The following is a 23,059-nucleotide window of genomic DNA, read 5'->3' on the forward strand; positions in this document are numbered from 1 at the left end:
CGCGGGCTCGAGCGATCCTCATAAGCGAAAGTAAGTCATGAAACTCGATCGGATCGACGTCAAGATACTGCACGTGCTGCAGCAGAACGGCCGCATGACAAATGTGGAGCTTTCGGAGGTTGTGAACCTATCGCCGAGCCCGTGCCTCATGCGCGTGAAGAAGCTGCAGTCGGAGGGCTTTATTGAGGGCTATTCGGCGCAGATCAATGTCGCCAAGTTGGGGCAGACATTAACGGTGTTCACGGAGGTCACGCTCAAGAACCACCGGCAGACCGACTTTGCACGCTTCCTCGCCGCCGTTGAGAAGATCGATCAACTGATCGAGTGCCATGTGGTCTCCGGCGGCTATGACTACCTGTTGAAATTCGTGACCACCGGGATCGGCGAATATCAAGAGATCATGGAGCGGCTGGTCGAGTTGGACGTTGGCATCGACAAATATTTCAGCTTCGTCGTGCTGAAATCGCCGATCGTGAAGGGGCACCTACCGCTGACGGACCTGTTTCGGCCATAGAATCTTATCAACACTTCGCCCTTTGCTCCGATGGGACAAAGGGCGTTTCGATCTCGAGCGAGAAGGCGCACCCCCATGAAATTCCTCCCCTACTGGCACGACAATGCCCCGGCCTTCGCAGGGGCGTCACAGGGTCCGGTCGATGGACACTATGACGTCGCAGTGATCGGCGGCGGCTTCACCGGTCTCGGCGCTGCCCGGCAGCTCGCCAAGGCAGGGGCCAAGGTCGTCGTGCTGGAGGCGGAAAAGGTCGGTTCGGGCGCCTCCGGCCGCAATGGCGGGCATTTGAACAACGGGCTCGCCCACAGCTATCTGGCCGCAAAGGCGGAGCTCGGCAAGGAACGGGCAATCGCCCTCTATAAGGCGCTCGACGATTCGATCGACACGATCGAGGCGCTGATCGCGGAGGAAGGCATCGACTGCAATTTCCGCCGTGCCGGAAAGCTGAAGCTCGCCTCCAAGCCCCAGCATTTCGACGCGATCGCGCGCAACTTCGAAGCCGTGCACACGGAGGTCGACCCCGACACGGCGTTGCTCAGCGCCGACGACCTGAAGCAGGAAATCGGCTCGCCCTTCCATGGCGCGATGCTCTCGAAAAAGAGCGCAATGATGCATATGGGCCGCTACGTCGTCGGGTTGGCCGAGGCAGCCAAGCGTCACGGCGCGACGATCTTCGAGAAGGCAGCCGTCACAGAACATCGGCAGGCGGGCAGCCGCCATCGTCTGAAAACGACCCGTGGCAGCGTCACCGCGGATGCGGTGCTTGTCGCCACCGGGGCCTATACGCCCTCGACCTTCGGCTATTTCCGCCGTCGGATCATCACGGTTGGCAGCTTCATCATCGCCACGCGGCCACTGACCGAAGCGGAGATCGCCACGACGATGCCGGGCAACCGCACCTGCGTCACGTCAATGAATATCGGCAACTACTTCCGGCTCTCGCCGGACAACCGGCTGATCTTCGGCGGCCGCGCTCGCTTCTCGGCAAGCTCCGACCAGCGTTCGGACGCGAAGATCGGCGCAATTCTCCAGGCACGCCTCGCAGAGATCTTCCCGCAACTCGCCAATGCCGAGATCGACTATTGTTGGGGCGGCCTTGTCGACATAACCAAGGACCGCTTCCCGCGCGCCGGCTATCATGACGGCGTATGGTACGCCATGGGCTATTCCGGCCATGGCGCCCAGCTTTCCACCCATCTCGGTATGATCATGGCGGATGCGATCCTTGACCGACCGGACCGCAACCCGCTGAAGGGCCTCGATTGGCCGGCGGTGCCGGGACATTTCGGCACGCCCTGGTTCCTGCCGCTGGTTGGCATGTATTATAAGATGCTGGACAGGTTCCAGTAGGATACTTCTTCTCTGCTTACGGAAACGTCAGGGCCGAGGTTACGGACGGTCGACGTAAGGCGAGTCGGAGGGCCTAGCCGATACACAGACGGCGTCCCCGTTCGTGCTCAATCAACTGGAGCTGAGCGCCGCTGATCGGAGACTCGCGCGACGCTCGAGGCAGTCGATTCTTCCATCGTAGATGAACGAGAGCGAAGTCCGGTGACCTTAACGAGCAGGGTCTGGACAACGCCGATCTCGACCTGTTCTTCGAGCCGACCGACATCAGCGGCGCCGACATGACCTTTATGCACCAATTTCCGGTTCGACGCAGAGGAGGAGGCTAGCGCCCTGACCAAGGCCGCATTTCCGTTACTGGTCGATTAACGCTTTCGCTTGGTTCTTCATGGAGGTGATCGCAAGAAGCTGATGCGTCAAGCCTGGACTGCTTGCAGGGAAGCGGCCCTCCAGGGCGGCGGTGCCTACCGTGAAGCCGGCTGCCCGGCCGCTGACGACGGCATGGATGCGTTCGGCGCGGTCGATCGAACCTGCGACGATGACGGGCTTGGCGACGGCGTCGCAGACGGCCCGGATGAGGTTTGCGACATCGACGTCGGCGCGATAGGCGAGGAGATCGAGGCCGTGGACGCCCTCGCGGGCCGCAAGGTCTTTTGCGCTTGCAACTATCTCCGTCGTGGACCCCTCCAGAACGCTGGGATGGCCCACAATGCGGCCGGGGAACGGGTAGTAGCGGATTCCACTTCCCTTAACGAGGGGAAGGACGTCGTCGACATGGGTGCCGCCGAGCAGATAGTCGACGCCGAGTGTGAGGGCGGCCCGCACCGAGGCGATTTCGCTGGCGCGGTCGAGTGAAACCACTTCGAGATAACTCTTCGCGCCCGCGGCCCGGATTTCCCGATTAAGCTGCGAAAGCACCTCGAAGGGGAGGCCGATATCCTTGAAGCCGATATGACGGACACCCGCAGAAAGCACCAAGGGAAGCTGCGCCAGAGCATCCGGGATCGTCCGGTCGTTGCGGGTCAGCATGAAGATGAAATCGATGGGGGTCATGTCAATCCTCCTGGTCGCACGATGCCTTCGCCAGTCGGCGGGCGTAGTCGATCGCTGTTTCGAGACTCCTCGGATCGGCAATGCCACGGCCGGCGATATCGAAGGCGGTGCCGTGGTCGGGGCTTGTGCGCACGAAGGGCAGGCCGAGCGTGATGTTCACGCCCTTTTCCAGTCCGAGATACTTGACCGGGATCAGCCCCTGGTCGTGATACTGCGCGACGACCACATCGAAGTGGCCGTTTCGCGCCTGCATGAAAACAGTATCGCCGGGCCAGGGGCCGCTGGCGTCTATGCCTTCCGCGCGGGCTGCCGCGATGGCGGGCGCGATGATGCGGATTTCCTCGTCTCCGAAGAGACCCCCTTCACCCGCATGCGGATTGAGCCCCGCAACGGCGATGCGCGGAAGGGCGATTCCCAACGCACGACCCCCCTGGTGGGCGAGGCGTATCGCGGACATCTGGGCCGGAAAATCGGCCTGGCGGATCGCGTCTGCCAGTGAACAGTGGATCGTCACCAGAACGGTTCGAATATCGTCATTGGCGAGCATCATCGCCACGCGTCCCGCACCACCTTTTTCCGCGAGGATTTCCGTGTGGCCGGGGTATGGAAGCCCCGCAGCGGAGAGCGCCTCCTTGTGGATCGGCGCCGTCACCATGCCGGCGACTTTGCCCGTCCTGGCGAGTTCGATCGCCGCAACGATAGCATCGTAGGCCATGCGGCCGCTGGCGGCGCTCACTTTGCCGATTGCAGGTGGGGTTTCGATGCGGGTCGCGGCGAGGATATTCAGGGCCCCATCCGGTTTCGCGTCGACGACGTCATGGATCTCGTTCAGGTGCAGACCGCCGCCGAGGCTGGCGATGGCCTTCGCCATCACGGCCGGATCGCCGACGACGACACTGCGACGGAGGTCGGTGCGGGCAAGCATCGTCTTTGCCACGATCTCCGGCCCGATGCCGGATGGATCGCCCATGGTGACGGCGAGCGGCAGGGAGGTGTTCATGCTGGCTCCTTTCCAATTCGGCGAATGGTGTCGGCGGCATTGCGCAGCGTCATGCCGGAACCGAAACCGCCTGCTTTCATGGCAAGGAGCATCATTCGGCCATCTGCAAGACGAGCGCAGCCGAGGGGAAAGCCGGGCTCGAGTTCGCGAATCAAATCGAAGGCGTGAATGGTGAGCCGTTCCAAAAGGGCTTGCATCGTTTCTCCACCCGTTGCGACGATGGCGTCGTATCGGTGCCGGGATAAAGCGATCTCTGCCTCGTCCACTAGAGTGGCGAGAGCCTTCGCGGGATCACTGGTTCGGATGTGCGGTGTACGGATGCAGACAACCGAAGCTGCCTCGTCGAGATCAGTCGCACGCATTGCGACCGAAGCGCCTGTCGCGGCCAACCTCTCGCACTGCGAGCGGCTGACATGGTTCGCGCTGCCGACAAGCACGAGTACACGGTTCGGCGTGACTTCGGGCGTGAAGATGTCCTGGCCTGTGCGCCGCTCGACTACCGTGGCCAACGCCTCCGCCATTCCTGGTGAGCCGACCCACAGCGCCGGGCCGTGCTTCTGAATTTCCGCAATCCGACGATTCAGCATCACCTGCTCGCATGCATCGACGATGACCACCGGAGCGTCGCCAATGGCGTTGCCGATCTCGCCGTCCTCGGTGTGCGCGGAAATTCTGGCGATCCGGCCGAGGCTGGGCTCGATCAAGTCTTCTATGCGAGACGTGCGGGCGGGATGGACAGGGTCGCGGCTGTACGCCGTTTGTGCAACCGGCTCGCCGTGCAGCAGTTGAATGCCGTCAATCGTCGTTCGCCCGGCAGCGGGAAAAGCAGGCGCGATGACCAGACGTGGCCGGCCGCTGGCTTGGAATGCGGCGGCAATTTCCACGCGGATATGACCACGTAGGGTCGAGTCAATCGTCTTATAGAGGAGCGGCCTGTCTGCAAGCGTGGTTACCGCCTGGCGCGTCACATGCGCTGCATCGGCTTCATCGAGTGTGCGGCTGCCGGTGTCGATTGAGACGAGACTGGCGTGGGTATCGTCGGATCCTACTCTGCAGATGCGAGGGATATAGCCGCGTTCCAGGAAAGCGATTGCCCCGTCCGCCGCGCTTGTCAGGTCGTCTGCAACGACGCCGATGTGTTTGATTTGGTCAATGGTTTCTGCCATGACCTCAAGCTATTCTTTAAATCTTGGGACGAAAATCGATATGATTTCACGGGTATTGGTGATACATTGTCACCAATGAAGCGTTCGGACTTTCCTTCTCTCGATGATCTGCGTGCCTTTGAGGTCGTTGCGCGCCTGGGTTCCGTACGTGCGGCCGCGTCTGAGTTGAACTTGACGCATGGTGCCGTCAGCCGGCGCGTTTCGAAACTCTCCGAACATCTCGATATCCGGTTGCTCGAACCGGATGGGCGCGGCCTAAGGCTGACGCACGAGGGAACGCGGCTCGCGCAGGCGACGACGAACGCGCTGTCGCTCGTTGCGTCGGCGTTGGAGGATATTCGCAAAGTCGACGTGTCACCGCCGATCGTCGTTTCCTGCGAACGGTCGGTCGCCATGCGCTGGCTGATCCCCCGGCTTTCGGAGTTCCAGGATCGCCAGCCTGAGATCGACCTTCACCTTTCCGTCGGTGGTGGGGGCTTCGACTTTGCGCGCGACCATATCACGCTCGCAATCCGCAGGCTCGATTTCGCGATCGATGCGAACTGGCAGGTCGAACGGTTGGTCGAAGAGGAAGTCGGTCCTGTCATGCATCCCGCCATGACGGAACGGTTCGCAGCCGGTGATTATATCGCGCTTGCAGCAAAGACCCGGCCCGATGCCTGGCAGACGTGGTCCGCCGCCCATCCGGAGGCGCCGAAGCCGCGCTCGACGCGCTTTCTTGACCATCATTTCCTGATGGTGGAGGCCGCAGCCGGCGGTCTGGGTGTGGCCATGTGCCCTAAGATCATTGCCATCGACGATATCCGCAAAGGCCGCCTCGTCGCGCCACTCGGCTTCCAGCCTGATGGCTCGCATTACGGCATCATTCGTTCGGCGCAGGCGAAGAAGTCGACCGGGATCGATCAATTTGTGTCTTGGCTTCTCGCCACCATTCACGCAGATTTCCATGCTGCGTCTTGAGTCGACACACCGTCGCGGTGCCCAACCTGACGTCAAACCGGTCTAGCATTGGAAGTGCAACAACACGCTTCAACACCAGACGCTATGAGGTGCTCAGGTATTCGGGCCAAGGATATTTGTTCTGGCCTCGACAATGTGGTCGTACATGTGTCGCTCGGCCTCTCTGCTGTCGCGATCTTTGATGGCGTCGAGGGTGGCCTGATGCTTGGCGATATAGGCCTTCATGCGCTCAGGGGTTAGTGACTGCTCCTTCATTTTCCCCCAGAGATTTCCTGCCCGTACCGTGTGAATGCCTTCATAGATCGAGGCGAGCAAACCATTACGGGCGGCTCCGACGATGATGCGGTGAAAGACAGCGTCCCATTTCTCGAATTCGACCAGGGTGTCTGCCGCGCTCCCCCGATCGATCGATTTCTGCATTTCGTCGATCTCCTGCCTGGTTGCCCGTAACGCCGCCAACGCCGCGATCTTGGGCTCCATGATCAGCCGAGCCTCAAAAACTTCGGCCGGATAGGTGCGCAACGCATCTCCCGTGCTGCCTGGCGGGCGACGCAGGGCCGTCGAGGTAACCCCGCTGCCAGCGATAAATGTTCCCCTGCCCACGTGCCTGATGAGCCGGCCCTCCTTCTCCAGAGACGCAAGCATTCGTCGAAGTGCGGTGCGGGGTAGCCCGAGTTTGAGCGCCAGGTCGCGCTCAGGCGGTAATCGATCCCCGGGCTCCAGACCTTCGGCTTCGATGAAATCTTTCAAGACTACGCTCATGAGCCCTCGCTAACTATTTTTCGCAACCAAATTGATCTATATTGACACCAATTGCAAGACCAATCTTATATTGATTGCAGGTCCAGCCCTGATTGGTAGCGAATGGCGCTGAAGTACAGGGAATGCATGTTGGGCACTGCCGGCAGAACGCTTGCCGGACGGCAGCGCGCATAGGAGCAGCGATTAAAATCGCAAGGTAACGGCTCCATTGAAAGGGAGGAATCTCGATGGCCGCTAGAACAGAGGCTGTTTCTGGAGACGACGCAGCGCTTTCGGTGCGCGGCCTGACGGTCGACCTGCCGAAAGGCATGGAACGGACCCACGCTGTCGAGAACATCTCGTTTGATCTCAAGCGGGGTCAGATCCTGTGCATTATCGGCGAGTCCGGTTCAGGCAAGTCAGTAACGGCCAACACGATCATGGGGCTCTTGCCGAAGCTGATCCCCGTTTCGTCCGGCGCTATTCATCTCGATGGTACGGCCATCATCGGCGCACCGGCGAAAAAACTGCGAGGACTGCGCGGCCGCGTCGTGTCCATGATTTTCCAGGATCCTCTTTCGGCGCTCAACCCGCTGATGACGGTCGGCGAGCAGATTACCGAAGTCCTGACGGCACATGGTGTGGGCACAAAGGCGTCGCGGCGCAGCCGCGCCATCGTGCTGCTGACGGAAGTGGGTCTGCCCGATCCGGAGCTCATGTACTACCAGTATCCGTTCCGGCTTTCGGGCGGGCAGCGTCAGCGCGTCATGATCGCCATGGCGCTGGCGCTCGAGCCCACGGTCCTGATCGCCGACGAACCGACCACGGCCCTCGACGTCACCACGCAGGCGCAGATCCTGAAACTGATCCGTGACATTCAGCGCCGCAAGGGCATGAGCGTGATGTTCATTACCCACGACTTCGGTGTTGTGGCTGAGATCGCCGACAGTGTCGTGGTGATGGAAAAGGGCCGCGTTGTCGAGCAAGGCAGCGCCGAGCAGGTTCTGAAATTCCCCACTCACCCCTATACCCAGCGCCTGATTGCCGCCGTACCCCACCTGACGGGAAAGGATCGAGCAGTTCAGGAGAAGGCGAGCAACGAGACGATCCTGAAGGTCGAAGGATTGTCCAAGACTTATCGCAGCGGCAGTGCCCTGTTCGGCAGCCAACGCATCGTGCCTGCGGTGAAGGACGTCTCATTCGATCTGGCTGCGGGACGCACCCTCGGCGTTGTCGGCGAAAGCGGTTCCGGCAAGTCATCGCTCGGAAGGCTTTTGATCAAACTGCAGGACAATGATGGCGGTCGGATTCTCTTCGAAGGCCGGGATATCGCAAAGCTTTCGGAATCGGAGTTCCGTCCACTGCGGCCTCGGATTCAAATGATCTTCCAGGATCCCTTCGCGTCGCTCAACCCGCGTTCGACCATTGGACAAATTCTTACCGTCGGTCCCGTCGCGCACGGCATGCCTTATCATCAGGCGCGTGAGGAGGCGCGAGCGTTGCTGGCCCATGTCGGTCTCGATGCCGGCGCCTTCGGCCGCTATCCGCACGAGTTTTCCGGGGGGCAACGCCAGCGTATCGGCATCGCCCGGGCTTTGATGTTCAAGCCCAAGCTGCTGATCGCCGACGAGGCGGTCTCTGCGCTCGACGTGTCCATCCAGGCGCAGATCCTCAAGCTGCTCGACCAGATCCAGCGGGAAACTGGCGTTTCGATGATCTTCATCACCCATGATCTGCGCGTCGCTAGCCAGATCTGCGACGAAATCGCCGTGATGCAGAAGGGGCAGATCGTCGAGCGCGGCCCGCCATCTCAAATCTTCCTGGACCCGCAATCGGCCTACACGCGAGAGCTGGTGGCCGCGATTCCCGGGGAGCGACCGAGGGACACTCGACCGATTGCCGTTAACTCTTGAGAGCTGCCGACGAAATACAAACTAGGGAGGAAATATCATGACGAAAGATTCTACACCGAAATCGGGCTATTCACGGCGCGACGCGCTCCGCTTGATGGCAGCGGGCGGAATTGCGTGCTTTGCCGCTCCCAACCTGCTCGGCAAGCCTGCCTTTGCCGATACTGCTAACCCAACCGGCCGCGTCGTCGTCGGGCTTTCGCAGGAACCCACCGTCTTCCATCCGCTGATGGCCCATATCGAGGTAGACGATGCGGTCCATTTTTCCCTATTCGACGCCCTCTTCCGCATGGATCCAAAGGGCGTTCTTCAGCCCAATCTTGCGGCGGAAGTGCCCACACAGCAGAACGGCGGCATTTCGGAGGACGGTCTGAAGTGGCGCGTCCGCCTGCGTGATGACGTTCGCTGGCACGATGGCGAGCCCTTCACCGCCGAGGATGTGAAGTTCACTCTCGAGCTCATAACCAACCCGAACTTCCGCGCCTGGCGCACGGGCGGGCATTCACTGGTAAGAGATATCACGGTGGTTTCGCCGACTGAGCTTACCTGGCGGATGGAGGAGGCTTTCGCCCCTTATCTGTCGTTCCTCACCGAAACCTTTATGGTGCCCAAGCACATTCTTGAGAAAGAGGCCGATCCCAACGCTGCCGCCTTCAATCAGGCGCCTGTCGGCACCGGTGCATTCAAATGGGCGCAGCGCGTCGCGGGCGATCATCTCGAGCTGGTCGCGAACCCTCAATATTTTGGGGATGGCCCCTATGTCGAGCGGCTCGTCTTCAAGTACATCCCTGACATGACGGTGCTCTACACCCAGTTCAAGAGCGGCGACATCGACCTTACCGACCAGGCATACATCACCGCCGACCACTACGAGGAAGCCAAGACATTGCCGGGCCGTGTGGTGACGCTGGTATCCGGGGCATCAGTCGAGTCGATCTATCTCAATCTCGAGAAGCCGCAATTCAAGGACCCGGCTGTCCGCAAGGCGCTCTATGCCGCGATGGACAGAAAAGCAATTATCGACGCGATCTATTACGGCGTCGGCACGCTCACCGAGACGTTCATGCCACGGACGTCCTACTATTACAATCCGAATCTGCCGGCGCAGGAGTTCAACCTTGACCGGGCGCGACAGATCCTCGACGAGGCGGGCTGGGTTCCGGGGCCGGACGGAATACGTGCCAAGGACGGGGTGCGGCTGTCGTTCGCCAATTCGACGACGTCGGGCAACAATCTGCGCGAACAAGTGCAGCAGTTCCTGCAGCAGACATTCGCGGAGATCGGCGTCGAGATGACGATATCCAATCTGCCGGCGGCCGTCATGTTTGGTGAGTTCTGGCTCAAGTCGCAATTCGACTCGGCCATCGCGGGTGTTACCCATCTCATTGCGGCGGATCCGGACGCCACTAACCGCCTCGCTACCAGCGCAATTGCTGCCAAGGGCGGAAAAGGCTCGAATGTCGGCCAGTACTCCAATCCGGAAGTTGACGCGCTGCTCAAGAAAGGTGCCCAAACCTTCGATCCGGAGGCGCGTCGCGAGATCTACTCCCGTATTCAGGAAATCGTTCGTGAGGACCTGCCGTTCCTGCCGTTGTTTGCGTCTACCTATGTCGTTGGTCGCAAGGAAGGTCTCGAGGGGTGGGAGCCCAATTCCAACACCCGCACGGCCTCCTGGCATGCCGCCGGATGGCGCTGGCAAAGCTGACATACGCTGCCGCCGTCGCGAGTTGCGGCGGCGGCCTATCCATTGATGCTGTCATGAAGGAGGAGAGCCAATGCGCGGCTTCCTGCTCAATCGCCTTTCACAAAGCCTCGTCCTGCTCCTGATCGTTTCGGTCATCGGGTTCGTCGTCCTGAATCTCATTCCGGGCGGCCCGTTGGCGCAATTCGGGCTTGATCCCAGCATGACACAGGATGATCTCAATCGTCTGAAGGAGCAGCTGGGGCTCAACCGCCCGCTGTGGATGCAATATCTGGACTGGGCCTGGCGCCTCGTACAGGGCGACTGGGGTCACTCCTTCCGCGACGGCGCGCCGGTCCTGGATGTGATCGGCCGTCACCTCGTTGCAACGCTGTTGTTGATGGGTTCATCCACAGTCATCGCGATCGCCATCGGCACGTGGATCGGCATTCGTGGCGCCACGCACCGCTACTCTGTCTTCGACTATCTGGCGACAGTCGGTGCGATGGTGGCGTTGTCGATCCCGACCTTCTGGTTTGGGCTTGTCGGCATCTACGTATTCTCGCTCAGGTTGGGCTGGCTGCCGGCTGGCAACATGTACACGATCGGCGACGGCTCGGCCCTGAATTACCTCCATCACCTAATCATGCCGAGTATTGTGCTGGCGCTGGTCCATGTCGCCATCTGGAGCCGCTACATGCGCACGGCGACGCTTGACGTCATCAGCCAGGAATTCGTCAAGACAGCCCGCGCCAAGGGGCTGAGCGAGCGCCGGATTTTGATGAAGCATGTCGTCGGCAATGCGCTGCTGCCAATGATCACACTTGCGGGAATGCAGCTTCCCAGCGTTCTCACTGGTGCTCTGGTCACCGAGACGGTGTTTACCTGGCCGGGGATGGGCCGGCTCTTCCTCGACAGTCTCGGCTACAGCGACTACCCGGTGGTGATGGGACTGCTCATGTTCTCGGCAATACTCGTCGTGCTTTGCAACCTGATCGCCGATATCGTCGTCGCCATCATCGATCCCCGTATTCGTCTGAGCTAAGCGCCTCATGGACGCTCAACAGGAGGCCACCATCATGACTGCAATTGTCGCAAATTCACCCCACGAGCGTTGGTGGAACAGCCGAACGGCACACCGCTTCATGAACCACCATCTGGCCCTCATCGGGATGGTAATGATCGCCGTCCTGACGCTGGCGTGCGTCCTGGGCCCGTACGTGCTGCCGTATGATTCACTCTACATCGATCTGCGCGCCCGCTTTGCTCCGCCGTTCACCGGCCACCATTATATGGGCACCGATCCACTGGGACGGGACCTGGCGGCGCGGCTGTTCATGGCGGGGCGGGTTTCCCTGCTGGTCGGCTTCTCCGCGATGCTGTTGTCGACGCTGATCGGCACCCTTGTCGGCGTGCTCGCGGGCTACCGGGGCGGCTGGATCGGCACGACGCTGATGCGGACGGTGGATGGGTTCCTGTCCTTCCCGTCGATCTTCCTGGTGCTGGCGCTTGCCGCAGCGCTGAAGCCAAGCCCGATGATGATTACGGTTGTCATCGCTGCCACGAGCTGGATGGAGGTTGCGCGGATCGTCGAGGCCGAGGTCCGCTCCCTTCGCGAGCGCGAATTCGTCCAGGCCGGTCGCATGCTGGGCTTGAGCGGAACCCATATCATGTTCCGCGAAATCCTTCCCAACGCCATCGGCCCGATCATCGTCGCGGCCACTTTGACCGTCGCCCGCGCGATCCTCATGGAGGCCTATATCAGCTTCCTCGGCTATGGAATTCAGCCGCCGCTGCCCAGTTGGGGAAACATGCTGAACGGCGCGCAACAGTATCTGGGTAGCGCCCCGTGGTTGGCGATCATTCCGGGTGCCGCCATTACCATCGCGGTAACCAGCTTCAACTTCATCGGCGACGGCCTCAGGGATGCGCTCGATGTTCGCGGTGATCACACCTGAGGGAAATGGGTCCGTCCGATGGCGGCAGCTTCGGGGAAAGGCTCGCTCTTCGCGGGGTTCGCAAAGGGGGAAGCGTAGCTGCCGCCACACTTGATCGAACCATATTGGGCGAACGCCCCTGTTTTCCCAGAAACCTCAGAAGGCTTTGGCCGAACGCAACGAGAAGTCAGTCTTATGGAAGACTCCAGAATCGCAGACAAGAATACGCCCTACTGGTGGGAAGAGGCGCCGGTCAAACCGCTGCCGCGGCAGCCGCTGGCCAAGAAGCTCGACGTCGCGATCATAGGCGCCGGATACGCCGGGTTATCGGCCGGGCTCGTTCTGGCGCGCGAGGGTCGGTCGGTCGCGGCCTTCGATGCGATGAACCCGGGCGAGGGCGCGTCGACGCGCAACGGCGGGATTACCAGCGGAAGCATTCGACCGGACTACGCCACGATTACGCGGCGCTTCGGCGAACAGAAGGCGATTGCAATCGAGGCGGAGGGCAAGATCGCCCGCGAATTCCTTTATGATTTCATCAGGACCGAAGGGCTCGATTGCGACTTCCAGCTGGTTGGCCAGTTCAAGGGCGTGATCGGATATGACGATTACGAGAAGACGGCCCGGAGCGCCGAAGTGCTGGCGAAGAGACTGGGGATCGAGGCCTTTGCAGTGCCGTACGCCGAACAGCGCAACTTCATCGGCACGGACTTCTATCGCGGCGGCATGGCGCGGATGGATATTGGCGGGCTGCACCCGGCCAAGTTCCACGCTGAGCTCCTGCGTGTGGCGCTGGCTTCGGGACTGACGGTCCATTCGCAGACCCACGTGCACTCTATAGAGAAAGACGGCTCAGGGTTCCGGGTCGTGACTTCGGCCGGAACGGTTCAGGCGCGGCAGGTCCTGGTCTGCACGAACGGCTATACTGACGGCGCGGTTCCCTTCTTGCGCCGCCGGCTTGTCCCGGTCCGCAGCCGGATCATTGTCACGGAGGAGCTTGCGCCAGAAGTGATGGCGCGGCTGATGCCGAAGCGAATGATGATGATTGAGGGCAGGCAGCTTGGGTTCTACTACCGCCCGACGCCCGACGGCAAACGCATTCTTCTAGGGGGGCGCGACAGTTCTCGCGCCGGCGATCCCGCCGCTCCGAAGCTGTTCCTGCGCCGGGGTCTCGTGAACCTATTCCCGGAACTGGAAAACGTCCGCCTTTCGCACACCTGGTTCGGCAATGTGGCCATGCACCGCGACATGCTGCCCCGCATCTTCGAAAAGGGCGGCGTGGTCTACGCGACCGGTTTCTGCGGCTCGGGCGTCGTCTGGGCGCCATGGATCGGAACGCGGGCAGCTCACAAGCTCATGGGACATGGCGAGCAGGCGCGCACGGCCTTCGACTTCCGGCCGCCTGCGTTCATTCCCCTTTACCGGGGCAATCCCTGGTTCATGCCGGCCATCATCCAGGGCTATCGGATGCAGGACCGCATCGCCCTGTTCCGCGCCCGCCGATAGAGCTTAATCGTTTGAGGAATTCAGCGCTCCTGCCGGGGGCGAGAATCTCATGCATTGTTGCAGAGGAATACAGATCATGCCGGTCGACGTTCAGAAAGTCCGTAACAGCGCCTCTTTCCCAACTCAGGTCGATGTCGTCGTCATCGGGGCAGGAATCGTCGGTACATGCACGGCCTATGAACTCTCCCGCCAAGGGGTCTCCGTTGCCCTGCTCGAAAAGGGCATCGTCGGCGGCGAGCAGTCAAGCCGCAACTGGGGGTGGGTCCGTCAGCAGAACCGCGACCTCCATGAGCTTGCCCTTGCGATGTACAGTCTGCGGCGCTGGGAGGAATTGGGAACCGAGATCGGCCGCGATCTCGGGTTCCGTCGAAGCGGGATACTCTACTGCTCCAAGAACGAGGCGGATGTCGCCCGTTGGGAAAAGTGGGGCCAGGCCGCACGCGTCCAGGGATTTCACAGCCAGATACTCACGGCTTCCGAGGCGAACGAGCGGGCCTCGGGCGGCACGTCCTCCTGGGTCGGCGGCGTGTGGTCTCCGAGCGACGGGAGAGCGGAACCGAGCCTTGCCGTGCCGGCCGTCGCCGAGGCAGCGAAGGAAAAGGGCGTGTCCCTCCACCAGAACTGCGCCGTTCGGGGCCTCGACATTACCAATGGCCGGGTAACGGGGGTATGGACCGAGCGGGGAATTGTGAAAGCGAGCACGGTTGTTTGCGCCGGCGGGGCATGGGCTTCCCGCTTTTCTCATCGTTATGGTATCGAACTGCCAGTCGCCAACATCGCCGGGACTGCGATCAAGACAACCCCGGCGCCCGAAATCGTTCAAGCAGGGTGCCTATCGGCTTCGAACTTCGTGTTGCGGCGTCGGATTGACGGCTCCTACACCATTGCCGTACCCGGTCATGGTACGCTCGACATCACGCCGCGAGGGATGCGATATGCGTTCAAATTCTACGAGATGTATCGCAGCAAGATCGGCAAGAAGCTCAAATACCGCCTCAACAGCAGCTTCTGGAATGGTCCCGACGCATTCGGCAGCTGGGAGAACGACGAGATCTCGCCGTTTGAAAAGAGCCGCATTCTGGATCCGGCGCCCGACGCGGAACTCGTCAAGCTCGCCGTGAAGAACCTTGAAAGCGAATACCCTACGCTTAAAGGGATCGGGGTCGAGCGCGCCTGGGGCGGGCTTATCGATACCTCTCCGGACCTCGTGCCGGTTATCTCGCGAGTGGAGGAACTTCCCGGCTACGTAATCGCAGCAGGCTTCAGCGGACACGGTTTTGCGATCGGACCGGGGGCTGGCCGGCTGGTGAGCGAGATCGTCTTGAATAAAGAGCCACTGACCGACATTTCGCCTTACAGGCTGAGCCGGTTCGGCGATGGCTCGGCGATCCGAAGACCGGAAATGATGTAGCCGTTAGATCGGCTGCCGTTTGGAATCCAAGGGATTATTGTCACCGGGTCCCGTCCACTGACGAGACTCCAACCGCTCATGCACAGGTCGTGGCAACAACCGGGTGGGCGCACATGAAACTGGACAGAATTGATATCAAGATCCTTTCCGAGCTCCAGAAGAACGGACGTATTACTTATGTCGAGCTCGCTGAGCTCGTCAACCTATCCGCGACCCCTTGTCTCGCGCGAGTAAAGAAGCTGCAGGCAGAAGGCTATATCGGCGGCTACTCTGCGCGGATCAACATGGGAAAGCTAGGCCAGGTTCTGACCGTCTTTACAGAGATAACCCTGAGGAACCATCGCCAGGCCGACATCGCCCGCTTCATGTCGGCCATCCAGAATATAGAGCAAATCATCGAATGCCACGTCGTCTCGGGCGATTACGACTATCTCGTCAAGTTCGTGGCGAGCAGCATAGGGGAATATCAGTCGCTGATGGAGCGGCTGATAGAAATGGACATCGGAATCGAGAAATACTTCAGTTTTGTCGTGCTCAAATCGCCGATCACGAAATACCATATGCCCCTGACGAATCTGTTCGACATTTAGTGAGCCGTGGATCGACCGGACAGCTCCCTTGATGGAGCCCGGTTTATCAAGCATTCGACGATAACGCCTCGCAAGGCGAAACAGCCGCAGTACCAAGCCAGCAACCGGGTTACCCTGATCGAAGCAGAACTCAGAAAGCAGTAAGGTCGATCGGCAATGCAAAGCCGACCTTCACTCTGTCCATGATCACCATTGTCTTGAATCCCTTGATATCCGGGTTCTCATAGAAGAACTTTCGCGTAAACACCTCATAATCCTCCATGCTTTGGGCTGTAACGATCAAGACAAAGTCCGACTCGCCGGTGATGTAATAGCCGTTCATCACCTCAGGTGTTTGGCGGATAGATTGCTTGAAGCGGTCCACTATGTCGGCGCGTTCCCGTTCCAAGGACACAAGCACCAGCATGGCGATCGGCCGGCCGATCATCTTCGGCTTCACGATCGAGACATCCGCCTCGATGACCCCCTGCTCCCTCAGGCGCCTTACACGTCTCTGCACGGCCGTCGGCGACAGCCCCACCATTTCACCAAGCGCCTCATAGTTGTGCCGGTTGTTTGTCTGCAAAACGCTCAGGAGGCGAGCGTCTAGCCTGTCGAGTTCCACCATACACTCCCTATGCAGTTTATCTTCGCTTGAGCGCCGCAAAAGCAGGATTCCTGCGCGCGGGGCCCTCAGTCCGTTAAAATCGATCGCTCGGATGCACATAAGCTCTCGCTCATTGGACACGCCAATCCGAGAGAAAATATGCTGAATAATGGGCTGTCGGCGCGGGATGCGCTGAAAACAAGGAGCAATCCGACGCTTCTCCGCACCCGAACTTTTGTGGCGGGGAGATGGTATGGATCGGGTGGCGCCGCGCTCGTCGATCCTGCAGGCGAACGGAAAATCTCCCATGTCGATGACGGAGACCTTAGCCGCTTTAGCGAGGCGATCGAGCGCGGCCCGATAGGCGGCGTCTCTGTACAGCATCACTAAACGCGCAATGGGCCTCTATTCGGCGAGGTCACAGCTCAACGCGGCGACGCGTGCACCGATCCCTTTTGGCGTTTGAAGCAATCGGCTCCCCAGAAGGCATCCATCAATTTTGAAACGTGTGTTTCGGCGGTTGTGCCGCCTGAGGAAGTTGCAATGAAAACTGTTGTTGAAATAGGCGAAATGGATAGGCGCTCTGTCCTGCATCCATTCACATATCTGAAGGACTACGCAGAAGGTGCGACCGCGCCGACCATTGTGGAAACCGGCAAGGGTGTTCGCATCAAGGATGCGAGTGGGCGCGAATATATCGATGGTTTTGCGGGTCTTTATTGCGTAAACGTCGGCTATGGCCGAACGGAGGTGGCCGAAGCCATCGCTCGTCAGGCGTACAAGCTGGCCTATTATCACTCCTACGCCGCTCATACCACGGAAGAACTCGCCCGGCTTTCCGATCGGCTTGTGAAAATGGCACCCGGGCACATGTCCAAGGTCTTCTTCGGCCTTTCCGGGTCGGACGCCAACGAGACGCAGGCTAAAATCGTTTGGTATTACAACAATCTTCGCGGCAAGCCCGCGAAGAAGAAGATCATTGCGCGCGAACGTGGCTATCACGGATGCTCCGTAGTGTCGGGCTCGATGACCGGCCTCAGCTTCTACCACGACCACATGGATCTGCCGGTAGCCGGCATACTGCGCACCGGCGTGCCCCATCATTATCGGGGCGCCTTACCGGGCGAGACCGAAGAGACGTTTTCCGAACGTCGCGCACGTGAGCTTGAAGCCCTTATCCTGGCCGAAGGCCCGGAAACGGTGGCCGCACTCATCGCTGAACCGGTGCTCGGCACCGGCGGTATTATCCCGCCGCCCTCAGGCTACTGGCCAAGAATCCAGGCGGTGCTGAAAAAGTACGACGTCCTGTTGATTGCTGACGAGGTGATCTGCGGTTTTGGCCGCACGGGAGCAATGTTCGGCTCCGATTTGTACGGCATGGTGCCTGACCTCGTCACGGTCGCGAAGGGGTTGACATCGGCATATGTGCCGCTTTCGGCCTCGATTGTGTCCGAACAGGTTTACGAGGTCATGCAGGAAGCTACGCCTCAAGTGGGCGCCTTCTCGCACGGCTACACCTATTCCGGCCACCCCCTCGGCGCAGCAGCCGCAAACGCAGTGCTCGATATCGTAGAGCGCGACGACCTTCCCGGACAGGCGGCGAAGAAGGGGGCCTATCTCATGGGCCGGCTCAAAGCCGAATTTGAACAGAACCCAATCGTCGGCGAAGTGCGCGGCGTGGGCATGATGGCGGCGGTCGAATTTGTCCCGGACCGCGGGGCGAACGTGCCATTCAGTCCTGCGTTGAAGGTCGGCGCGCGTATTTCTCAGGCGGCGCGCAACCGGAACCTCATCGCTCGCGCCATGCCCCATGGCGACATCCTGGGCTTCGCACCACCTCTCACCATGAGCGAAGCGGAGATCGACGAGATGGTCTTCATCGCAAAGGCTGCAGTGGATGAAGTCCTGCGCGAACTTTACGCGCAGGGTGCGGTGAAAGGCTGAGGATACGGCATTGGTGATGACGGCAAACGTGCTGAAGGTCCGTGAACTCTGCAAATCCTTTGGGCCAACCAAGGTTTTGAACGGCGTCAGCTTTCGAATGACAGAGGGCGAGGTCATTTCGCTGGTTGGATCGTCCGGTTCGGGCAAGAGCACGGCGCTACGCTGCGTGAATTTCCTTGAGACGCCCACCTCCGGTGAAATCGAGGTTATGGGGGACGCCGTTTCGGCGGTCGTGAACGAGCATGGCAAGACCGTGGTCCACGGTGCTCACAACATACATAACTTCCGCCGTCGCATCGGCATGGTGTTCCAGAATTTCAATCTGTGGCCGCACCAGACTGTCCTCGGCAACGTGACCCTGGCGCTGCTCTACGCCCTGGGAAAGAACAAGCGCGACGCGAAGGAGATCGCGCTCTCGGCACTTTCGAAGGTCGGCATGGCCGATTTTCGCGACCGATATCCTCATCAACTCTCCGGCGGCCAGCAACAGCGTGTCGCGATCGCCCGCGTGCTCGCGATGAGCCCGAAGATCATGCTTTTCGACGAACCCACCTCCGCCCTCGATCCGGAGCTGGTCGGGGAGGTTCTGAGGGCCATCAGAGGGCTTGCAGATGAGGGAGCCACCATCCTTCTCGTCACCCACGAGATGCGGTTCGCGCGAGACGTCTCGAACCGAATGATCTTCCTGCACAAAGGTGAAATTGAGCAGGACGGTACGCCGGAAGAATTGCTTCGCAATCCAGCGTCTGACGCTGTGGCGCGATTCCTTTCCAGCGTGATGCCACTGGCCGCCTGACGGCCGCTTTCAAACGAAAAGAGGGGTAACTCCATGTCGACAATCACGAAACTTCGCTCAGTTCTCGCATCCGGACTCTTCCTGGTCTCAGCCGCGGCATCGCAAGCCGAAGAAGGCGTGCTGCGGATCGGCACTGAAGGAGACGCACCGCTGTTCAGCATGGCCGACGCTGACGGTAACGTTACCGGCTTCGATGCCGACATAGCGAACGGCATCTGCGCTGAACTCAAGTTGAAGTGCAAGTTCGTTGTCCAATCCTTCAGCACGCTTGTGCCTTCCATGGACAGCGACCGGTTTGACGTCATCATCTCCGGTTTGGGCATCACGGCGGAACGCCAGAAGAAAATCGACTACTCCATTCCGTATGCCACCACGCCCCTCTATTTCGTGGTGGCGAAGGACTCTCCCCTTGCCGGTCTCAAGAGCCTGGATGAGATCGTAAAGGCGCTCGACGGCAAGAGCCTCGGCGTGGTCACCGGAACCACATACGCCAAGTTCATCCAAAAACATGTTCCCGGCGCAGATCTGAAAACCTACGACGCCACGACGCAGCAGACGGCTGACCTTGCTGCAGGCCGCCTTGATGCCGCCTTCGGCGACTCTCCGACCTGGGCGGATTTCCTCGCCACTCCGGACGGGGCGGGGTTCACCCGAGTGGACGTCAAGATCATGGCGATGGACGATCCAACGTCGCTCGGTCACGGCATGGGCGTCGGGATGCGCAAGGGCAATTCCGAGCTCAAGGCAAAACTGGATGCGGCGCTCTGTAAGATGGTCACCGAAGGCGAGGTGAAGAATGCCAGCCTTCATTGGTTCAAGGACGATTACACCATTCCCTGCACGAAGTGAGGCTGAGATCCACACGTCGTCGCGGCCGAAGTCGCGACGACGTCACGGGAGATATGTCCGATGTCTTTTGACCTATGGGTTCTATTGGTTGAGCGGGGGTGGGGATTTGCCCTTCTGCGCGGCGCGACGGTGACACTGGCTGTCGGCCTGCTCGGGATGCTCGCTGGGATCATCGTGGCAGTGCCGCTGGCCCTTTTGAGGTGGCGACGCCTTCCCATATTCTCGCAAGCGGTGGACGGCTACAGCATTCTTGTGCGCGGCGTTCCCGGACTGCTCGTCATCTACCTCTTGTTCTTCGGCTCGATCGAGTGGGTTCAGCGGCTGGCAACCGCTTTCGGTTATCAAAATAGCGCCGACGACGCTTATCCCTTCGTCATCGGCGTTGTTGCGATCGCGGCTATATCATGTGCCTATTCGATCGAAGTGTTCCGCGGCGCGCTCGAAGCCGTGCCGGTGGGCTTGCTAGAAGCGGCAAAATCCCTTGCTCTGCCGAACCACGTCACCTTCTTCCGCGTCACGCTGCCTATCGCTTTGCGACTGGCGCTCGGCGGCCTCAACAATGTTTGGCAGATGACCATTAAGGACACCTCGCTGGTGTCGGTCGTGGGTATGCAGGAATTGATGCGCTCCGCGGCGATCGCCGCCGGCATTACTCGCTCTCCACTTTTGTTCTACTGCGCTGCTGCCGGGATGTTTTTTGCGCTGACGGCAATCAGCCAGACGCTCTTCAGTCATACGGAGCGCTTCTTCAACCGTGGCTTCAGTCGGGGATAAGATGGAACTAGATCTTGTCACATACGCGGTTCCGTTCCTTCTGGTGGGCGCCAAGATAACCTTGCTGATCAGCGTCTTCGGCGTCGCTCTCGGATTACCGTTCGGCATTGCATTGGCTGTCATCCGCGCATCCAAGCACCGGATGTTGAGCAGGAGCGCGGATATCTACTGCGCGGTCTTTCGCGGCACGCCCATGCTGGTGCAGATCTTCGTGATCTACTATGGGCTAGGCCAGCTTAGCGCCATTCGAAGCAACCCGGTGATCTGGTGGATCGTCGGCGACAGCCTGCATGCGGCGATCCTGGCCGTCGTGCTCAACACCGGTGCCTATACCGCGGAAATCTTCCGGACGGCACTGCTTTCCCTTCCGCGGGGTCTGATCGAGGCGTCGCAAGCCTGCGGCCTGTCGGTGTGGTCCACTTTTCGCCACGTCAGGTTTCCGCTGGCGGTTAGGCAAGCCTTGCCTGCCTATAGCAGCGAAGTGGCCATCATCGTCAAGGAATCAAGCCTTGCATCGACGATCACGGTCCTCGAGATCACCGGCTATGCCAAACGGTTGATGAGCGAAACCTTCGCCATCATGGACATCTTCATCATCACCTCGGCGTTTTACCTGATGATGAATGTGATCAGCTTAACTTCGCTAAAGTTGATCGAAAGAAAATTGTCTTTCGACAAGTAATCCTCAACTAGAAAGGTGATTTATGTCCAAGCTAACCTTCATCGACCAGAACAATCTCCCGACGCCGCGCAAGGGCGCCCCGCCTCCCGAGCGGCTGGTCGACGGACAGCCGCAGTTTCTTGCCTGGGACATAGCCGCGACCGCAGACGGAAAGATGCGGACGGGCGTATGGGAGGCAACTCCAGGCGCCTACCGTTCGATCAAGGGCGAGACCTTTGAATTCTGCGTCATTCTTTCCGGAGTGTCCGAACTCACCGAGGATGGAGGCGAGCCCCGCAGGATCAGTGCTGGTGACGCATTTGTGATGCATCCCGGATTCGTCGGCACATGGCGGGTTATCGAGACCACACGAAAACTTTGGGTCGCGCGCGACTGAGGGCGCCAACATCCGCGCAAATCGGTGAAGTGCGCGCGACCGCCAGCTTTGTGAAATAGCGGCGCGCGCAATAACCTGAACCTGTTTCTGCGGCAGGCTCCTGATTGTGATTCACATAGCGTCTGGCTGTTCGACGGTGCCACCAACTCGGTGGCGTACGATGAACTGGGCGGTCGCGCCGAGTTGCTGCGTCAGCACCTCCGATGAGGAGCCGGGACCATTCCGCCGATCATGACCGGTTTAAGCAGGTGAAATATAACGCAATGATTAGCCATGACCTGATCAAGCAGGCACGTGAGCGCATCGCCAGTCACGTCCTCCGTACTCCTCTAACGATATCGACATCGCTCTCCGAACGCACCGGAGCGCAGGTCAGTTTGAAGCTCGAGCATCGCCAATCGACCGGTAGCTTTAAGCTCCGGGGTGCAACAAATGCAGTTCTTCAACTCAGCCAAGTGGAGCGCGATCGCGGCGTCATCGCAGCCTCAACCGGCAACCACGGAAGGGCATTGTCCTATGCTGCCCGGGCAGTCGGTTCCTGCGCGACCATCTGCATGTCACGTCTGGTGCCGGAGAACAAGGTCGCGGAAATCCGACGGCTGGGCGCAACAGTACGCATAGTCGGTTCTTCGCAGGACGATGCGCAAGCGGAAGTCGAGCGGCAGGTTGCAGAGGAAGGGCTCAGCATGATCCCGCCTTTTGATCATCCTCACGTCATCACCGGCCAGGGAACGGTCGGGCTTGAAATTGTCGAGGAGATGCCCGAGGTCGCGACCGTTCTTGTTCCTCTTTCTGGAGGTGGGTTGGCCGCAGGCGTCGCGGCAGCCGTAAAGACGATCCGACCCCAGGCCAAGGTAATCGGCGTCACTATGGACCGGGGGGCAGCCATGAAGGCTAGCATCGACGCCGGCCACCCGGTGCAAGTGAAGGAATATCGCAGTCTGGCCGACTCGCTCGGCGGCGGAATCGGCGTGAATAACACCTGGACTTTCCCGATGTGCAAAACCCTTCTCGACGACATCGTCCTCGTCAATGAAGGCGAGATAGCTGCCGGTGTGCGGCACGCGTACGAGCAAGAGCGTGAGATTGTCGAAGGCGCTGGCGCCGTTGGTATCGCGGCGCTGCTTTCCGGCAAGCTGGCTCATCTTAAAGGTCCGGCAGCAGTCATATTGTCGGGTCAGAATATCGACATGACGTTGCACCGAAAAATCGTCAACGGACGCATATAGCGACTGA

At 60.1% G+C, this 23,059-nt stretch carries 22 protein-coding genes; 17 read left to right on the forward strand and 5 right to left on the reverse strand.

Annotated elements, in window-relative coordinates:
- Positions 1-37 precede the first annotated feature (37 nt).
- Positions 38-514, forward strand: coding sequence for an Lrp/AsnC family transcriptional regulator (locus NGR_RS03235; RefSeq protein ID WP_015886787.1), 477 nt, complete (start codon positions 38-40; stop codon positions 512-514).
- A 75-nt stretch (positions 515-589) separates the two neighbouring features.
- Entirely contained in the window at positions 590-1,864 is a 1,275-nt protein-coding gene (locus NGR_RS03240; RefSeq protein WP_164923838.1) for an NAD(P)/FAD-dependent oxidoreductase, read from the forward strand.
- A gap of 351 nt (positions 1,865-2,215) precedes the next feature.
- On the opposite strand, the gene NGR_RS03245 is transcribed toward NGR_RS03240, so the two are convergent.
- The 3 genes from NGR_RS03245 to NGR_RS03255 are packed head-to-tail and all read right to left on the reverse strand — an operon-like array spanning position 2,216 to position 5,080.
- Positions 2,216-2,914 (reverse strand): 4-hydroxythreonine-4-phosphate dehydrogenase, encoded by a 699-nt coding sequence (locus tag NGR_RS03245; protein WP_015886789.1) that lies wholly within the window; start codon positions 2,912-2,914, stop codon positions 2,216-2,218.
- A 1-nt stretch (position 2,915) separates the two neighbouring features.
- Positions 2,916-3,914, reverse strand: coding sequence for a 4-hydroxythreonine-4-phosphate dehydrogenase PdxA (gene pdxA / locus NGR_RS03250; protein WP_015886790.1), 999 nt, complete (start codon positions 3,912-3,914; stop codon positions 2,916-2,918).
- Entirely contained in the window at positions 3,911-5,080 is a 1,170-nt protein-coding gene (locus tag NGR_RS03255; protein WP_015886791.1) for a four-carbon acid sugar kinase family protein, read from the reverse strand. The genes pdxA and NGR_RS03255 overlap by 4 nt, the downstream gene beginning before the upstream one ends.
- Before the next feature lie 75 nt (positions 5,081-5,155).
- Between NGR_RS03255 and NGR_RS03260 the strand changes: the two genes are divergently transcribed.
- The gene (locus NGR_RS03260) at positions 5,156-6,040 is read left to right on the forward strand and encodes a LysR substrate-binding domain-containing protein (protein WP_164923839.1); all 885 of its coding nucleotides are present in this window, start codon (positions 5,156-5,158) and stop codon (positions 6,038-6,040) included.
- Between the two features lie 93 nt (positions 6,041-6,133).
- Here the strand turns inward: NGR_RS03260 and NGR_RS03265 are convergent, their stop codons facing one another.
- Positions 6,134-6,802, reverse strand: coding sequence for a FadR/GntR family transcriptional regulator (locus NGR_RS03265; protein WP_015886793.1), 669 nt, complete (start codon positions 6,800-6,802; stop codon positions 6,134-6,136).
- Positions 6,803-7,029: 227 nt separating this feature from the next.
- Between NGR_RS03265 and NGR_RS03270 the strand changes: the two genes are divergently transcribed.
- From NGR_RS03270 to NGR_RS03300, 7 genes are all read left to right on the forward strand, one after another.
- Positions 7,030-8,694 (forward strand): ABC transporter ATP-binding protein, encoded by a 1,665-nt coding sequence (locus NGR_RS03270; protein ID WP_015886794.1) that lies wholly within the window; start codon positions 7,030-7,032, stop codon positions 8,692-8,694.
- Between the two features lie 37 nt (positions 8,695-8,731).
- Positions 8,732-10,396: a peptide ABC transporter substrate-binding protein gene (locus tag NGR_RS03275; RefSeq protein WP_015886795.1), complete on the forward strand. Its 1,665-nt coding sequence runs from the start codon at positions 8,732-8,734 to the stop codon at positions 10,394-10,396.
- 70 nt (positions 10,397-10,466) lie between these two features.
- Positions 10,467-11,417: an ABC transporter permease gene (locus NGR_RS03280; RefSeq protein ID WP_014332683.1), complete on the forward strand. Its 951-nt coding sequence runs from the start codon at positions 10,467-10,469 to the stop codon at positions 11,415-11,417.
- A 34-nt stretch (positions 11,418-11,451) separates the two neighbouring features.
- Positions 11,452-12,330, forward strand: a complete 879-nt coding sequence (locus tag NGR_RS03285) for an ABC transporter permease (RefSeq protein ID WP_015886796.1) — start codon at positions 11,452-11,454, stop codon at positions 12,328-12,330.
- Positions 12,331-12,504: 174 nt separating this feature from the next.
- On the forward strand, positions 12,505-13,815 hold the full coding sequence (locus NGR_RS03290; RefSeq protein ID WP_015886797.1) for an NAD(P)/FAD-dependent oxidoreductase: 1,311 nt from the start codon (positions 12,505-12,507) through the stop codon (positions 13,813-13,815).
- Positions 13,816-13,891: 76 nt separating this feature from the next.
- On the forward strand, positions 13,892-15,226 hold the full coding sequence (locus tag NGR_RS03295) for an NAD(P)/FAD-dependent oxidoreductase (RefSeq protein ID WP_164923840.1): 1,335 nt from the start codon (positions 13,892-13,894) through the stop codon (positions 15,224-15,226).
- 113 nt (positions 15,227-15,339) lie between these two features.
- Positions 15,340-15,816 (forward strand): Lrp/AsnC family transcriptional regulator, encoded by a 477-nt coding sequence (locus tag NGR_RS03300; RefSeq protein WP_015886799.1) that lies wholly within the window; start codon positions 15,340-15,342, stop codon positions 15,814-15,816.
- 130 nt (positions 15,817-15,946) lie between these two features.
- On the opposite strand, the gene NGR_RS03305 is transcribed toward NGR_RS03300, so the two are convergent.
- Positions 15,947-16,420, reverse strand: a complete 474-nt coding sequence (locus NGR_RS03305) for an Lrp/AsnC family transcriptional regulator (protein WP_164924053.1) — start codon at positions 16,418-16,420, stop codon at positions 15,947-15,949.
- Positions 16,421-16,945: 525 nt separating this feature from the next.
- Between NGR_RS03305 and NGR_RS03310 the strand changes: the two genes are divergently transcribed.
- From NGR_RS03310 to eutB, 7 genes are all read left to right on the forward strand, one after another.
- Complete coding sequence (locus tag NGR_RS03310; protein WP_015886801.1) at positions 16,946-18,346, forward strand: aspartate aminotransferase family protein; 1,401 nt, start codon at positions 16,946-16,948, stop codon at positions 18,344-18,346.
- Positions 18,347-18,362: 16 nt separating this feature from the next.
- On the forward strand, positions 18,363-19,142 hold the full coding sequence (locus NGR_RS03315) for an amino acid ABC transporter ATP-binding protein (RefSeq protein WP_164924054.1): 780 nt from the start codon (positions 18,363-18,365) through the stop codon (positions 19,140-19,142).
- Between the two features lie 33 nt (positions 19,143-19,175).
- Complete coding sequence (locus tag NGR_RS03320) at positions 19,176-19,991, forward strand: transporter substrate-binding domain-containing protein (RefSeq protein WP_015886803.1); 816 nt, start codon at positions 19,176-19,178, stop codon at positions 19,989-19,991.
- 60 nt (positions 19,992-20,051) lie between these two features.
- Positions 20,052-20,765 (forward strand): ABC transporter permease subunit, encoded by a 714-nt coding sequence (locus NGR_RS03325; protein ID WP_015886804.1) that lies wholly within the window; start codon positions 20,052-20,054, stop codon positions 20,763-20,765.
- A 1-nt stretch (position 20,766) separates the two neighbouring features.
- On the forward strand, positions 20,767-21,447 hold the full coding sequence (locus NGR_RS03330) for an ABC transporter permease (protein ID WP_015886805.1): 681 nt from the start codon (positions 20,767-20,769) through the stop codon (positions 21,445-21,447).
- Between the two features lie 22 nt (positions 21,448-21,469).
- Complete coding sequence (locus NGR_RS03335) at positions 21,470-21,823, forward strand: cupin domain-containing protein (protein WP_015886806.1); 354 nt, start codon at positions 21,470-21,472, stop codon at positions 21,821-21,823.
- A 263-nt stretch (positions 21,824-22,086) separates the two neighbouring features.
- The gene (eutB, locus tag NGR_RS03340; protein WP_015886807.1) at positions 22,087-23,052 is read left to right on the forward strand and encodes a hydroxyectoine utilization dehydratase EutB; all 966 of its coding nucleotides are present in this window, start codon (positions 22,087-22,089) and stop codon (positions 23,050-23,052) included.
- Positions 23,053-23,059 lie beyond the last annotated feature (7 nt).

The organism is Sinorhizobium fredii NGR234 (assembly GCF_000018545.1).
Taxonomy (GTDB): domain Bacteria; phylum Pseudomonadota; class Alphaproteobacteria; order Rhizobiales; family Rhizobiaceae; genus Sinorhizobium; species Sinorhizobium fredii_A.

Bases quoted from the DNA above. Each gene is read 5' to 3' on its own strand.
- eutB (WP_015886807.1), top strand. From the start codon at position 22,087: ATGATTAGCCATGACCTGATCAAGCAGGCACGTGAGCGCATCGCCAGT.
- NGR_RS03265 (WP_015886793.1), bottom strand. From the start codon at position 6,802: ATGAGCGTAGTCTTGAAAGATTTCATCGAAGCCGAAGGTCTGGAGCCC.
- NGR_RS03255 (WP_015886791.1), bottom strand. From the start codon at position 5,080: ATGGCAGAAACCATTGACCAAATCAAACACATCGGCGTCGTTGCAGAC.
- NGR_RS03280 (WP_014332683.1), top strand. From the start codon at position 10,467: ATGCGCGGCTTCCTGCTCAATCGCCTTTCACAAAGCCTCGTCCTGCTC.
- NGR_RS03300 (WP_015886799.1), top strand. From the start codon at position 15,340: ATGAAACTGGACAGAATTGATATCAAGATCCTTTCCGAGCTCCAGAAG.
- NGR_RS03275 (WP_015886795.1), top strand. From the start codon at position 8,732: ATGACGAAAGATTCTACACCGAAATCGGGCTATTCACGGCGCGACGCG.
- NGR_RS03285 (WP_015886796.1), top strand. From the start codon at position 11,452: ATGACTGCAATTGTCGCAAATTCACCCCACGAGCGTTGGTGGAACAGC.
- NGR_RS03260 (WP_164923839.1), top strand. From the start codon at position 5,156: ATGAAGCGTTCGGACTTTCCTTCTCTCGATGATCTGCGTGCCTTTGAG.
- NGR_RS03235 (WP_015886787.1), top strand. From the start codon at position 38: ATGAAACTCGATCGGATCGACGTCAAGATACTGCACGTGCTGCAGCAG.
- NGR_RS03325 (WP_015886804.1), top strand. From the start codon at position 20,052: ATGTCTTTTGACCTATGGGTTCTATTGGTTGAGCGGGGGTGGGGATTT.
- NGR_RS03310 (WP_015886801.1), top strand. From the start codon at position 16,946: ATGAAAACTGTTGTTGAAATAGGCGAAATGGATAGGCGCTCTGTCCTG.
- NGR_RS03320 (WP_015886803.1), top strand. From the start codon at position 19,176: ATGTCGACAATCACGAAACTTCGCTCAGTTCTCGCATCCGGACTCTTC.
- pdxA (WP_015886790.1), bottom strand. From the start codon at position 3,914: ATGAACACCTCCCTGCCGCTCGCCGTCACCATGGGCGATCCATCCGGC.
- NGR_RS03290 (WP_015886797.1), top strand. From the start codon at position 12,505: ATGGAAGACTCCAGAATCGCAGACAAGAATACGCCCTACTGGTGGGAA.
- NGR_RS03315 (WP_164924054.1), top strand. From the start codon at position 18,363: ATGACGGCAAACGTGCTGAAGGTCCGTGAACTCTGCAAATCCTTTGGG.
- NGR_RS03330 (WP_015886805.1), top strand. From the start codon at position 20,767: ATGGAACTAGATCTTGTCACATACGCGGTTCCGTTCCTTCTGGTGGGC.
- NGR_RS03295 (WP_164923840.1), top strand. From the start codon at position 13,892: ATGCCGGTCGACGTTCAGAAAGTCCGTAACAGCGCCTCTTTCCCAACT.
- NGR_RS03335 (WP_015886806.1), top strand. From the start codon at position 21,470: ATGTCCAAGCTAACCTTCATCGACCAGAACAATCTCCCGACGCCGCGC.
- NGR_RS03240 (WP_164923838.1), top strand. From the start codon at position 590: ATGAAATTCCTCCCCTACTGGCACGACAATGCCCCGGCCTTCGCAGGG.
- NGR_RS03270 (WP_015886794.1), top strand. From the start codon at position 7,030: ATGGCCGCTAGAACAGAGGCTGTTTCTGGAGACGACGCAGCGCTTTCG.
- NGR_RS03245 (WP_015886789.1), bottom strand. From the start codon at position 2,914: ATGACCCCCATCGATTTCATCTTCATGCTGACCCGCAACGACCGGACG.